14 protein-coding genes are annotated in these 11948 nt (G+C 47.5%); 7 read left to right on the top strand and 7 right to left on the bottom strand.

Annotated features, from left to right (window positions below):
• Positions 1 to 11: 11 nt before the first annotated feature.
• On the bottom strand, positions 12 to 590 hold the full coding sequence (locus ABD07_RS08875; RefSeq protein WP_160817986.1) for a BON domain-containing protein: 579 nt from the start codon (positions 588 to 590) through the stop codon (positions 12 to 14).
• Between the two features lie 154 nt (positions 591 to 744).
• Here ABD07_RS08875 and ABD07_RS08870 point away from each other — a divergent pair, with 154 nt between their 5' ends.
• Both ABD07_RS08870 and argB read left to right on the top strand, forming a co-directional pair.
• On the top strand, positions 745 to 1212 hold the full coding sequence (locus ABD07_RS08870; protein ID WP_240142491.1) for a chemotaxis protein CheW: 468 nt from the start codon (positions 745 to 747) through the stop codon (positions 1210 to 1212).
• Between the two features lie 61 nt (positions 1213 to 1273).
• Positions 1274 to 2161 carry an acetylglutamate kinase gene (argB, locus tag ABD07_RS08865; protein WP_160817984.1) on the top strand — a complete coding sequence of 296 codons (888 nt, stop codon included), beginning with the start codon at positions 1274 to 1276 and terminating at the stop codon, positions 2159 to 2161.
• A gap of 22 nt (positions 2162 to 2183) precedes the next feature.
• On the opposite strand, the gene ABD07_RS08860 is transcribed toward argB, so the two are convergent.
• Positions 2184 to 2909 (bottom strand): RNA methyltransferase, encoded by a 726-nt coding sequence (locus ABD07_RS08860; protein ID WP_160817983.1) that lies wholly within the window; start codon positions 2907 to 2909, stop codon positions 2184 to 2186.
• 317 nt (positions 2910 to 3226) lie between these two features.
• Between ABD07_RS08860 and rpmH the strand changes: the two genes are divergently transcribed.
• The 5 genes from rpmH to mnmE all read left to right on the top strand — a co-directional run bounded on the left by rpmH (position 3227) and on the right by mnmE (position 7450).
• Positions 3227 to 3361 (top strand): 50S ribosomal protein L34, encoded by a 135-nt coding sequence (rpmH, locus tag ABD07_RS08855; protein ID WP_090317686.1) that lies wholly within the window; start codon positions 3227 to 3229, stop codon positions 3359 to 3361.
• A 46-nt stretch (positions 3362 to 3407) separates the two neighbouring features.
• Positions 3408 to 3752 carry a ribonuclease P protein component gene (rnpA, locus tag ABD07_RS08850; protein WP_164502804.1) on the top strand — a complete coding sequence of 115 codons (345 nt, stop codon included), beginning with the start codon at positions 3408 to 3410 and terminating at the stop codon, positions 3750 to 3752.
• Positions 3740 to 3949 carry a membrane protein insertion efficiency factor YidD gene (yidD, locus tag ABD07_RS08845; protein ID WP_160817982.1) on the top strand — a complete coding sequence of 70 codons (210 nt, stop codon included), beginning with the start codon at positions 3740 to 3742 and terminating at the stop codon, positions 3947 to 3949. The genes rnpA and yidD overlap by 13 nt, the downstream gene beginning before the upstream one ends.
• A gap of 138 nt (positions 3950 to 4087) precedes the next feature.
• A complete protein-coding gene (gene yidC / locus ABD07_RS08840) occupies positions 4088 to 6016 on the top strand; it encodes a membrane protein insertase YidC (protein ID WP_160817981.1) in 1929 nt (642 codons plus the stop codon).
• A 78-nt stretch (positions 6017 to 6094) separates the two neighbouring features.
• Positions 6095 to 7450, top strand: coding sequence for a tRNA uridine-5-carboxymethylaminomethyl(34) synthesis GTPase MnmE (gene mnmE, locus ABD07_RS08835; RefSeq protein ID WP_160818019.1), 1356 nt, complete (start codon positions 6095 to 6097; stop codon positions 7448 to 7450).
• 45 nt (positions 7451 to 7495) lie between these two features.
• Here the strand turns inward: mnmE and ABD07_RS08830 are convergent, their stop codons facing one another.
• From ABD07_RS08830 to ABD07_RS08810, 5 genes are all read right to left on the bottom strand, one after another.
• Entirely contained in the window at positions 7496 to 7969 is a 474-nt protein-coding gene (locus ABD07_RS08830) for a cyanophycin metabolism-associated DUF1854 family protein (protein WP_160817980.1), read from the bottom strand.
• The gene (locus ABD07_RS08825) at positions 7966 to 10260 is read right to left on the bottom strand and encodes a cyanophycin metabolism-associated ABC transporter (RefSeq protein WP_160817979.1); all 2295 of its coding nucleotides are present in this window, start codon (positions 10258 to 10260) and stop codon (positions 7966 to 7968) included. The genes ABD07_RS08830 and ABD07_RS08825 overlap by 4 nt, the downstream gene beginning before the upstream one ends.
• A 213-nt stretch (positions 10261 to 10473) precedes the next feature.
• Positions 10474 to 10857 (bottom strand): DUF3106 domain-containing protein, encoded by a 384-nt coding sequence (locus tag ABD07_RS08820; protein WP_108699640.1) that lies wholly within the window; start codon positions 10855 to 10857, stop codon positions 10474 to 10476.
• Positions 10839 to 11207, bottom strand: a complete 369-nt coding sequence (locus ABD07_RS08815) for a DUF3619 family protein (RefSeq protein ID WP_160817978.1) — start codon at positions 11205 to 11207, stop codon at positions 10839 to 10841. The genes ABD07_RS08820 and ABD07_RS08815 overlap by 19 nt, the downstream gene beginning before the upstream one ends.
• Positions 11204 to 11770, bottom strand: a complete 567-nt coding sequence (locus ABD07_RS08810; protein WP_108699638.1) for an RNA polymerase sigma factor — start codon at positions 11768 to 11770, stop codon at positions 11204 to 11206. The genes ABD07_RS08815 and ABD07_RS08810 overlap by 4 nt, the downstream gene beginning before the upstream one ends.
• Between the last annotated feature and the right edge of the window lie 178 nt (positions 11771 to 11948).

Below are 11948 nucleotides of genomic sequence, written 5' to 3'. Positions count from 1 at the left end.
GACCTGATTGCCTAATTCAAATATTCAAATACTTTTACGACCTTCTTAACACCTGAAGTAGAACTGGCAATTTGCGCAGCGTTATCCGCTTCCTGCCGTGTCACTACGCCGAGCAAATAAACGACTTCATTTTCAGTCACAATCTTGACGTGATTGATTTGAAATTTCCGTTCCGCAAGAAAGCGTGCTTTCACTTTGGAGGTCAGCAGCGTGTCATTGCTGCGGGAGGCTAATGAAGTGTGTCCGGCCACCGCAATTTCGTTGAAAATCCTGCGCACGTTATCAACGCCCATCACAAGTTTTCCGATATCCGTCTTGATGTCCTCTGAGGGGGCTTCGCCGGTCAAGAGAACCATGCGGTTATAGCTGGTGATATTGATGTGCACTTTATCGCCAAATTGCTGGTGAATGCGCCGTGCACTCTTCAGTTCGATACCTTCATCTTCGATGAACATACCGCTGGTTCTGCGATCTTCAGAGATATATGCTCCTGTTCCTGCTGCGGTGCCGATGGCAAACATGGGTACACACCCCGTCAGCAAGGGCAGGAATATCAAAAGAGATAACCAGCAGCGATCGTAATATTTCATTTTTCCACTCCGTAGAATTCAAAATTTAATGACCGATAATACAGTAAAATAACCGGACAACGAACAATCAATTGCCTCGTGGTGAAGCTACAAAAGTTGTAATTTTACGCAGATGATGGACACAAAAAAATCTCTACAATCACTGATCGCACAAATGCCAGACATAGATAGCAGTGAAGCCTCATCAGCAGTGCTGGGCGTTGCGGTGGGCGAGGATCGTTATCTGATACCGATGACGGAAGTCAGTGAAGTGATAGCGATACCCAAGTTGGCGCATGTCCCGCTGACGCAACCGTGGTTTCTTGGGTTAGCCAATGTGCGCGGAAATCTTTACGGTATTACGGATCTTGGTGTTTATCTGGGCGGCGATCCGGTGCCGTTCAATTTAAAGTCACGTATTCTGCTGGTCACCCCTGAAAATAAGCTATATGGCGGTTTCATTGTCAACAGCATGCTGGGGATCAGGGATTTGTCCGAATTCACACCGGCAAAACTGGCAAAGAAAAAATTACCCAGCTACATTACAGCGCAATATAAAGATGCGGAGGGGCGGCAATGGAGGGAATTGAGTTTGTTCAAATTAATAGGTGATGAAAAATTTTTGCAAGTTGCGCGCGAATGAAAAATTTTTGTGCCATTCGTGCCCTGTTTTTGGATTTGTTTGAAAAGAGATTGAGAAAAATATGCTGACTTCCCCTATCGTTGCAAAAGACAAGGCCAAGATTCTGGCTGAAGCGTTACCGTACATTCAACGTTTTCATGGCAAGACCATCGTCATTAAATATGGCGGTAATGCCATGGTTGAAGAAAATCTGAAGCATGGTTTTGCGCGCGATGTTGTACTGCTGAAACTGGTCGGCATGAATCCGGTGGTTGTGCACGGTGGCGGTCCACAGATCGATGAAATGCTTAAACGTGTCGGCAAACAAGGCGAATTCATTCAGGGCATGCGCGTAACCGACGCCGAGACCATGAGTGTGGTTGAAATGGTACTGGGTGGATCGGTGAATAAAGATATCGTGAATCTGATCAATCGTCATGGCGGTAAAGCGGTCGGCCTAACGGGTAAAGATGGTGCATTTATTCGCGCCAAGAAAATGCTCATGGCGGATCGGGAAACCGCCGGAAAATGGATTAATATCGGTCAAGTCGGTGAGATTGAGTCGATTGATCCTGCGCTGATCGCATTGCTCGATACTCAGGATTTTATTCCTGTTATTGCGCCAATCGGTGTGGGTGCTGAGGGCGAGTCCTATAATATCAATGCGGATCTGGTGGCTGGTAAACTGGCCGAAATCCTCAAGGCGGAAAAACTGATTTTGTTATCTAATATTCCGGGCGTTTTGGATAAAGACGGTAACTTGCTGACTGGTCTGACTGCGCAAAGGGTGGATGAGTTATTTGCCGATGGCACGATTTCCGGCGGTATGTTGCCCAAGATCGGTTCGGCACTCGATGCTGTCAAGCAAGGGGTTAAATCCTGCCACATCATTGATGGACGCGTAGAGCACGCATTGCTGCTGGAGATTTTGACCGATCAAGGGATCGGTACGCTGATCAAGGAAAATTAGCGGATAATCGGACCACGCAGTGTTACCAGCGCTTGCCCAGAGCTGTCAGAATACCGCGTAGAATCTGCACTTCTTCTTTTTCCAAATGCGCGCGGGCAAACAAGCGGCGAATGCGTTGCATCAGCAGCTTGGGTTTTTGCGGATCGAGAAAACCGCTGGCGATCATCAGTTGTTCAAGGTGCGTATACAATAATTCCTGTTCATTGAAGTTTGCCGGCACTCCACTTGCGGCCGGAGGTGTTGGACTCTCGGTGAGTGCCATGCGCAATTCATAAGCCATCACTTGCACGGCACTTGCCAGATTGAGCGACGGGTATCGCGGGTTTGCCGGGATATGAATAATGATCTGGCATTTATTCACTTCCGCAGTGGTCAGGCCGGAATTCTCACGGCCAAATAGCAACGCCACCGGTTGTTGTCGTACTTGCCGCACTAATTCCATAGCACCCTGCCGCGCATCGAAAATGGTGTGCGATAGCTCGCGTGGCCGCGCGGTAATTGCGGCGGTTAGCACGGTATTGTCCAGTGCCTCGTCAAGTTCAGCGCAAACCTTAGCTTGTTGCAGTATATCGATGGCATTGGCTGCCCGAGCGTCAGCTTCTGCATCGGGGAAGCATTTCGGGTTGATCAGATACAAGGATTGCAGCCCCATTGTTTTCATGGCGCGTGCGGCCGCGCCGATATTACCGGGGTGGCTCGTATGGCTTAGCACAATACGGATGTTATCAAGCGGATCGGGTGTATTCATGTGAGTGAGTTGATCTCAAGCAGCGTGCGCGGTTTATGATTCAGTCAATGGACATCAGTCCGATTTTAGCAAAACAAAACAACCGGTAAAGCGCACCTGAAGGCGCGCCAGGATTTATTTAAAAAATGGCTCTATTCTAACGACATAAACTATGACACAACATCGCTGCCGTGGTTTGTATAATTTTCCTTACCGGAGGGTTGCTGTGAGGGTGATTAAGGTCTTTATTTGCAAATGAATTTAGAAAAATATTGACATAAAACCCCATAACAAGTTCTAATACGCGGTTCTATTGACTAAATAACTTAGAGAGAAAAATGAAACGTACTTATCAACCTTCAGTGACAAGAAGAAAACGTACGCATGGATTTCTAGTGCGCATGAGAACGCGCGGTGGTGCGGCTGTAATTCGCGCTCGCCGTGCAAAAGGCCGTGCTCGATTAAGCGTTTAAATCTGATCGGATAATTTTTATTTTTAGATTTGTTGAAACCTATTCTTTGCCGAAAAGTTACAAGTTACATAAGGCAACGGAATTCACTGCGGTAATCAATTTAAAATGTCAGACCAACGGTGATTTAATTCAAATTTACATGAAGCCGAATGAGTTTGAATATGCACGGTTGGGTCTAATTGTTTCCAAGAGAATTGAACGATCCGCAGTGAAGCGCAATAAGATCAAGCGCATTTTGCGAGAGACATTTCGCAAGAACCGGTTTTACGATCAAACAATAAAAATGGATTGGGTTATGCGGTTGCGACGGCCTGTTCCGAGGAATGAACTGAAAAAACTGGCGACTGAAACACAATTACTCATGCTTCAACTACAGCAATGTCACGGTTAATTATTGCTTTAATAAGATTCTACCAATATTGTATCAGTCCCCTGTTTGCGCCATCGTGCCGTTTTAGCCCGACTTGCTCACAATATGCTCTTGAAGCATATGAAAAATATGGTTTGTTCCATGGAACGCGATTGAGTGTTTGGCGCATCCTGCGATGCAATCCTTGGAGTAAAGGTGGGTATGAGCCTGTTCCTTGATGCCCACTCAACAACTGTAGCTAAGCATATAATTTATTGCTGTATACGTACAAAATTTTCGACAAAATAGCACTGCTATAAATGAAAAAAACAATAACTAAACGGTTTTGTCGAAAAATTAACTTGATTAGATAAATAATGGAAACAAAAAAACTCGTACTTATCATCATTTTCTCCACGTCACTATTATTTTTGTGGGATGCGTGGCAAAAAGAATTATATCCGCCCGCTTCACAAGTCATGTCCGGAGCAGTTTCGGGTTCCGCGAATCAGCGCCATGACCCATCATTGCCGGTGCCCAGTGACGAATTGACCGCTTCCGCAGCCGGAGGATCCGGAGCCATTCCGGAAATTGATGGTGTTAATTCATCCGTGACGCCGAATCTATTTACAATCGGTGAGAAAATCCATGTCAAAACAGATCTGGTTGTTGCGGAAATCGATACCGCAGGCGGCGATATCCGGCAACTGGGTTTGATTGCGCACCCATCCAGAGAGGATGTAAACAAACCCTACGAGTTGTTGCTGGATAAAGCTTCACGGTTTCAAGTTGCTCAATCCGGATTAATTGGCGATGGATTGCCCAATCACAAAACAAAATATACCGTAGATTCAAATAACTATGAACTTGAATCCGGACAGAATAAGATTGTAGTGCGTCTTCTCGCACCGGAAGTCGATGGTATACAGGTTGCCAAGATTTATACTTTCCATCGCGGCAGTTATGTCATCGATGTTGAATTTGAGATCGTAAATCATAGCGACGCTACGGTCATGCCGTTTTCGTACTTTCAAATGTTGCGAGATGGGAACGATCCTAGCGGTGCCAGCACCATGGTGCATTCGTATACTGGCGGTGCGATGTATACGGACGCAGAAAAATTCCTGAAAATAAAATTCTCCGATCTCGATAAAAATAAAGCGGAATATCCAACCAATGCGGATAATGGCTGGATCGCCATGCTTGAACATTATTTCCTGACGGCTTGGTTGCCTCCGCAAAACACTCCGCGTGAATATTTTGCCAAGCGTTTGGCGCCCAATCAATATACTGCGGGCGTTATTGCACCGGTTGGTGCTGTTGAGCCGGGGCAAGTTAAAAATATTACGATGCCGCTCTATGCAGGCCCGCAGGAGCAGAATAAGCTTGCCGAGCTTGCGCCCGGTCTCGAGTTGACAGTGGATTATGGCTGGTTAACAGTCTTGGCTGTACCGCTTTTCTGGTTGCTTTCCTTTTATCATTCATGGACCGATAACTGGGGCGCGGCGATCATTTTGCTGACACTGACAGTCAAGCTGCTGTTTTTTCCATTGTCGGCTGCGGGCTACCGGTCTATGGCCAAAATGCGATTGGTAACGCCCAAATTGCAGCGGATACGTGAGCAATATGCCAGTGACCGTCAGCGCATGCACCAAGCGATGATGGAATTCTACAAGGAAGAAAAGATCAACCCGATGGGGGGATGTTTGCCGATTCTGGTGCAAATCCCGGTATTTATTGCACTGTTCTGGACGTTGCTGGCTGCCGTTGAGCTCCGTTATGCGCCGCTGGCGCTATGGATAACCGACATGTCGGTGCCCGATCCTTATTATGTATTGCCATTGATTATGGGTGTGTCGATGTGGGTTCAATCGAAACTCAGCCCGACACCCACTGATCCAATTCAGGCAAAAGTCATGCAGATTATGCCGGTTGCTTTCAGCGTATTCTTTTTCTTCTTTCCAGCGGGGCTTGTACTGTACTCACTCTGCAATAATATTCTTTCCATTGCGCAACAATGGCAAATAACGCGTATGTTTGAGAATAAAGCGGAAGAGGAAGCCAACAAAGATAAAAACAGGAAGAAAAGCAAGAACAAACCTGAGCCAGCTAAGGAGAATTCTCAACCAGCCGCGCTGACTGACGAAGGAAAGGAAACAGCTGAAGTAGAAACTGTTGCCGCTTCCAGCAGTCAAGAAAATGAAAAACAACAGCAACAACCAAGCCAAGCGGCTGCTTCCGCTAAAGGTAAAGCGCCGGTAAAAGCGAAGAGTGTTCCGGCTGGCAAGAAAGCGAAGAGAAAGTAAAAAATCAGGTGCGGGTTATTGCTTATTATCAATAGCCCGCCATGATCAGTCACAGTAAAGCAGTCATGGAGATGATCTATAGCAGGCTCTGATATCATTGCAGCAATTGCAACCCCGCCAGGCCGGGGCGGAATTGGAGTCATTCGAATTTCCGGCAAGCATCTGACAGAACTGGCGGAAGCAATCCTTGGTAGGCTCCCGAAACCGCGTTATGCCTGTCTCAGTCAATTTCTGGATGCCGATGGGCAAGTCATCGACCAAGGTATCGCGCTTTACTTTCCCGCCCCCCATTCCTACACGGGCGAGGATGTCCTGGAGTTACAAGGGCATGGCGGCCCAGCTGTCATGGATTTGTTGCTCGATCGCTGTCTTGCGGCCGGCGCCCGTTTGGCGCAACCCGGTGAATTTACGTTACGCGCTTTTCTCAACAATAAGATTGATTTGATTCAAGCGGAAAGCGTCGCTGCGATTATCGAAGCCAGCACCCATGAAGCCGCGCGCTGCGCAATCAACTCATTGCAAGGTCATTTCTCATCGCGGATTGAAGAACTCGTAAGCTTATTGATCAATCTGCGCATGCTCATAGAAGCTACGCTGGATTTTCCCGAAGAAGAAATCGATAACCTGCAAACATTGCACATCGACGAAAAATTGGCGCAAATTTATGCGCTGCTTGAGCAGATATTTCTGGCTGCACGGCAAGGTAATTTGTTGCAGGAGGGGATTCGCATCGTTCTGACCGGAGCGCCCAATGTCGGCAAATCCAGCTTACTGAATCAATTGGTGCAGGAAGAGGCCGCTATCGTCACAGAAATTCCCGGAACCACACGCGATACGATTCAACGCACCATTTCCCTTGCCGGTATGCCGATTCATATCATCGATACTGCCGGACTGAGAGAAACTCAGGATGTGGTCGAGCAAAAAGGCATTGAACGTGCTTATGCCGCGATCAGGGGGGCCAACATGGTGCTCCGGCTCATTGACAGCAGTCAACCCCAGCCCGCTGAGAACAATCCGGCGCAACACGCTATTCCGGCCGGTAAACCGCAAATCACAGTATTCAACAAAATCGATTTAGTCGGCGAGAATCCAAGAACCGAAGATCAGGAAGGACACAGTGCCATTTATCTATCGGCCAAAACCGGTGCGGGCATTGAATTATTACGCAGCAAAATATTGCAGATCGCGGGTTGGCAATTCAATCAGGCTGGGGAGGGTATATTTATGGCCAGGCAGCGTCACCTGGAAGCACTGAGCCAAGCCAAGAAGCATTTGGAGAATGCGCAGAGATTCACTGAAGGTCAATATCAATTGGAGCTGCTGGCGGAAGAATTGAGATTGGCGCAAAACGTTTTGTCATCGATTACAGGGCAATTTACCGCCGATGATTTGCTCGGGGAAATTTTCTCGCATTTCTGCATTGGCAAGTAATACCGCCAGCGCCTATTAGTTTGCCCGGGTTATTAAAGTTAAGAACTACAGAAAATGATCCAGTAATTTACGGCTATGACGGTCTAGCGCCGTGCGATCCCGAAGCAGAAAATGAATGCCATGGTTATCGGTGATCATTAACGACGATGCGGTTAAGCGGCGGATATTCTCTTCCCCCTTCAGAATAAGTACCGCTGCGCCACGATCCGTTTCGACATGCCAGGTGCTTGGCGTGATAAAACCGGAGACTTTCGTGATGCGTTTTATCTCCGGCATAAATTCACGGCTTGCCAGCTCTGACTCTATCAACACCCGATAGGCTTCCGGTAAATCATCGAATCGTTCTATCCATGCTAATTCATGGCCATGCGAATCGATCAACGCGATGCCTTGTCCCGGATCGGTAACCGGAAATGACCGTACAGGAATGACACCTTCGTGCGTGACACCGGATTGATCGGTCAGAACCAAACGGCCGTAGGAATTCCGGGTTAATTGATAAGTAACGGTGGCGCTCATTTGTGCTCTCCCGCAATGCTGTGTTCGGTAGCGGAGATCAGTGCTCGTTCTTCTTCATCGACATTACGTGCTTGCGCCAAATACAACCGATGATAGTAACCCTCGCGCGCCATTAATTCAGCGTGATTGCCGATTTCCACAATTCTGCCGCGATCCAGCACAATCAACCGATTGGCCTCCCGTAAAGTCGATAACCGATGCGCAATTGCGATCGTGGTGCGGCCGCGTACCAGATTGTCCAGCGCTTTTTGGATATCTTTTTCCGTGGTGGTATCGACTGAAGAAGTGGCTTCGTCCAGAATCAGAATGCGCGGATTAATCAATAGCGCGCGTGCGATCGAAATGCGTTGACGCTCGCCGCCCGATAACGCTTGCCCGCGTTCGCCAACCAGCGAATCATAACCGTGCGGCAGGCGCAGAATGAACTCATGCGCGTGCGCCGCACGCGCCGCCGCTACGATTTCTGCGCGGGTCGCATCCGGTTTGCCGTAGGCAATGTTCTCAGCGATAGTGCCAAAGAACAAAAAGGGCTCTTGCAGCACCAGACCAATATGTTTGCGGTACTCAGCAAGTGGTAAGGTACGGATGTCATGCCCGTCGACCAGAATGGCGCCTTCGGTGACATCGTAAAAACGGCAGATCAGATTGACCAGCGTGCTTTTTCCCGAACCGCTGTGCCCAACCAGGCCAATCATTTCACCGGGTTGAATAACCAGATTGATGCCACGCGTGATACTGCGCGTACCGTAACGGAAACCGACGTGGCGTAACTCTATTTGCCCTTGGATGGTTGGCAGATGTACCGGATTGGCGGATTCCGGAACGCTGGACACATGATCCAGAATATCAAAAATGCGTTTGGTGCCAGCCGCAGCTTTTTGGGTGATCGATACAATCCGGCTCATCGAGTCGAGCCGGATGTAGAAACGGCCAATATAGGCAAGAAATGCCGTCAGCACCCCGACGGTAATTTCATCCTGCGATATCTGCCATATGCCGAATACCCATACGACGAGTAACCCGACTTCGGTCAGCAGGGTGACCGTCGGCGTGAACAACGACCAGATTCTGTTGACCCGGTCATTGATTTGCAGATTGCGCTGGTTTGCCGCGTGAAAACGCGCCGCTTCCCTTTTCTCTTGTGCGAAGGCTTTAACGACCCGGATACCTGGAATGGTATCCGCAAGCACATTGTTCACTTCGGCCCAGATGCGATCCACCTTCTCAAAACCAATTCGCAAGCGGTCGCGAACCAGATGAATCAGCCATGCGATAATCGGCAGCGGTGCCAACGTTACCAAGGCCAACCAGGGATTGATCGACACTAAAATGATAGCCGTCATGCAGATCATGATGACATCCGTGGCGAAGTCGAGTAAATGCAATGAAATAAAAAGATTAATCCGGTCGGTTTCAGCGCCGATACGCGCCATCAAGTCACCGGTCCGCTTGCCGCCGAAATATTCCTGCGAAAGATTCAGCAGATGCTCGTAGGTGGTGGTGCGCAAATCAGCGCCAATGCGCTCTGAAACCAGTGACAGCATGTAAGTTCGCGCCCAGCCCAGCATCCAGGCAAGAATCGCCGCTCCCAGTAAACCGGAGAGATAGAATTGTACTAAATCAGTATCGATCGGCTGACCGTTCTGATAGGGAATCAATACATTATCCATGAGTGGCATGGTTAAGTAGGGCGGCACCAGTGTTGCCGCCGTGCTGCACAAGGTCAGCAAAAAACCGATGAGTAGCCGTCCCTTGTAGGGCTTTGCGAAGCGCCACAAGCGCAGTAAAACCCAGGTAGAAGGCGGTATATGATTTTGCTTCTCACAAACCGGGCACTCATCCTGTTCAGCAGATAGGAAAGCGCCGCAATGAGGACATTGAGCCGATGTTTGCGAGGATTCAGGCAGCTTGCCGCTGACATGATAATCCAGTTGCTGCAAAAAGCATTCGATCAGCCGGTTTGCCGCCATGACATTGCCTAAGCGGTAGCGCCAGAAGGCAAGCCGTGCATGCGGATCGAATAATTCCAAACAACCAACACCGGCATGATCACGCTGTGTCAGCTGCAATCCTTGCTGATAAGCCCACGTTTGCCAAGTTCCATCGTCAGCCATTTTGGCCAGTACGCGCTTATCGGTTGCGATGACGATGCCTGTGGCAAAATGCAGCTGATGATCGAGATCGATTTCAAGCCAAGCGAGAATACTTTCGTCTTCGCTTAATTGCGCAGAAAGTTCATCTGTCCATATCGCGGGTAAGTTATTCATTGAAAAGCGAGGGGTTTTCTGCATGCATTAACTGCCAGTGGAGACCAAAAGGGTTTTGTATCGGGAATAAGCGTAAGAAAGCAAAATGTTCAACCGGCAATGCAACTAACCGCAGTGATTACTTTCAGGCACGGCTCCACGGAGAGCATGGCCTGATAGTCTCTTCGCTTATCAAATGGAATAAGATGACATTAAACAGAATCTTGTAACGCAGAGCGGTTTTTCAATGTTCTCTTCTCAAGTTTTGCCGGGTAGTTGTTCATACTCATACCACCGCTGCTTGATTTCTTGACGCTTCCGGGCTGGCAGTTGTTCCATTTTTTTATATCTTTCGCGCGCTTGTTTTCTCTGTTCCGAAGTCAGCGAATTCCAACTTTGCATTTGCGATTGAATACGCTGCTGCTCTTGCGCCGTCATTTTAGGATAACGTTTTGCGACCCCCAGCCATTTTTTCTTTCTGGTAGAGTCCATACTATCCCACGTGCCGGCTAACGGCTCCAGAATTCTTTGCTGCTGCGGTTTTAATTCATTCCATCGAGGCTTGCTGGATTCAGATTCACATAAAGCATCAACGGAGAGCAGTAACAATAATCCGAATATGATTAATCGATATCCAGCCATTCATCAAACTCATTAGCAATATAAGCATCTATCGGCAAATCATCAGCTAATATCATGGTATCAATAGCTGCATATTTATCATTTTCCCAGAATTGGTAATAGACAATATTCATCAAAATAAATAATACCGTCATTAATAACAGCACTTTCATAGCGTACATGTGCCCGCTATGCCTACCATACAAAGAAGTGCCATTACCTGACTGAATAATATTCATCGTGGGTTGGCAATTTTCCAAAGCTGCCCGACGAGCGACCTGCAACCGGTACAAAGTACTTTGTTTGATCGTCTGATCAGCACCTTGATCCAGCAGCCTAGAAATTTCTTTTCCAAACTCTTGCTCGTTCATAGTTTCACTCCTTTCTCTTTGAGTATTGTAGCTAATGTATGGACTGCCCGTGAACAATGTGTTTTTACACTTCCTTCCGAACATTTCATAATTACGGCTGTTTCCGCCAAACTCATTTCTTCCCAGTAACGCAGTATGAAGGCTTCGCGTTGACGTGGCGGGAGAACTTTTATCGCTTCTTCTATTAAATTAATGAGTTGCGATCTCTCAAGTTGCGCATCCGGATCATTCGATTCCTGCTTGACCTGTAAAGTTTCGAGAATATCGAAGTCTTCTTGGTTTTTGTCTTGATCGCTAGGTATAAACGCTGAAAACAGCGTGGTCCATAGCGAACGGATCTTCTGCCGCCGGTAATAATCGCGAATGGTATTTTGCAGGATGCGCTGGAATAATAACGGCAGTTCTTCGGTCGGGTTTGAAGCATATTTCGCCGTCAGCTTCATCATGGAATCCTGAACAATATCCAACGCCATATGTTCGTCATGAACCGCGAACAGGGCTTGTTTATAGGCGCGCTTCTCGGTTTCAATCAGAAAATCTGAAAGTTCTTGTCGAGTGGCCAGGATTTGTAACCTTAAAGTAAGTGATTAAAAATAATTTAGAAAGTTAAAACTAACGGGTGTGAAATTTTTGTAGAATACTAAAATCTCGCAGGTTGCCGAAATAGTGTTAAATTTCATCAGAGATAAGGAAAAAGGATTTTATTTTTTTGTGATCAGTTTAAAACTAAAACGAATAATT

Origin of the sequence: Nitrosomonas oligotropha, from assembly GCF_009833085.1 — a bacterium.
Lineage (GTDB): Bacteria > Pseudomonadota > Gammaproteobacteria > Burkholderiales > Nitrosomonadaceae > Nitrosomonas > Nitrosomonas oligotropha.
Note: the sequence above shows the minus strand (reverse complement) of the source record. Positions and strands in the feature narration are given on the sequence as shown.

Coding starts and splice junctions, on each gene's coding strand:
- ABD07_RS08875 (WP_160817986.1), bottom strand. CDS start 590: ATGAAATATTACGATCGCTGCTGGTTATCTCTTTTGATATTCCTGCCC.
- ABD07_RS08870 (WP_240142491.1), top strand. CDS start 745: ATGCCAGACATAGATAGCAGTGAAGCCTCATCAGCAGTGCTGGGCGTT.
- argB (WP_160817984.1), top strand. CDS start 1,274: ATGCTGACTTCCCCTATCGTTGCAAAAGACAAGGCCAAGATTCTGGCT.
- ABD07_RS08860 (WP_160817983.1), bottom strand. CDS start 2,909: ATGAATACACCCGATCCGCTTGATAACATCCGTATTGTGCTAAGCCAT.
- rpmH (WP_090317686.1), top strand. CDS start 3,227: ATGAAACGTACTTATCAACCTTCAGTGACAAGAAGAAAACGTACGCAT.
- yidD (WP_160817982.1), top strand. CDS start 3,740: ATGTCACGGTTAATTATTGCTTTAATAAGATTCTACCAATATTGTATC.
- yidC (WP_160817981.1), top strand. CDS start 4,088: ATGGAAACAAAAAAACTCGTACTTATCATCATTTTCTCCACGTCACTA.
- ABD07_RS08830 (WP_160817980.1), bottom strand. CDS start 7,969: ATGAGCGCCACCGTTACTTATCAATTAACCCGGAATTCCTACGGCCGT.
- ABD07_RS08825 (WP_160817979.1), bottom strand. CDS start 10,260: ATGCAGAAAACCCCTCGCTTTTCAATGAATAACTTACCCGCGATATGG.
- ABD07_RS08820 (WP_108699640.1), bottom strand. CDS start 10,857: ATGGCTGGATATCGATTAATCATATTCGGATTATTGTTACTGCTCTCC.
- ABD07_RS08815 (WP_160817978.1), bottom strand. CDS start 11,207: ATGAACGAGCAAGAGTTTGGAAAAGAAATTTCTAGGCTGCTGGATCAA.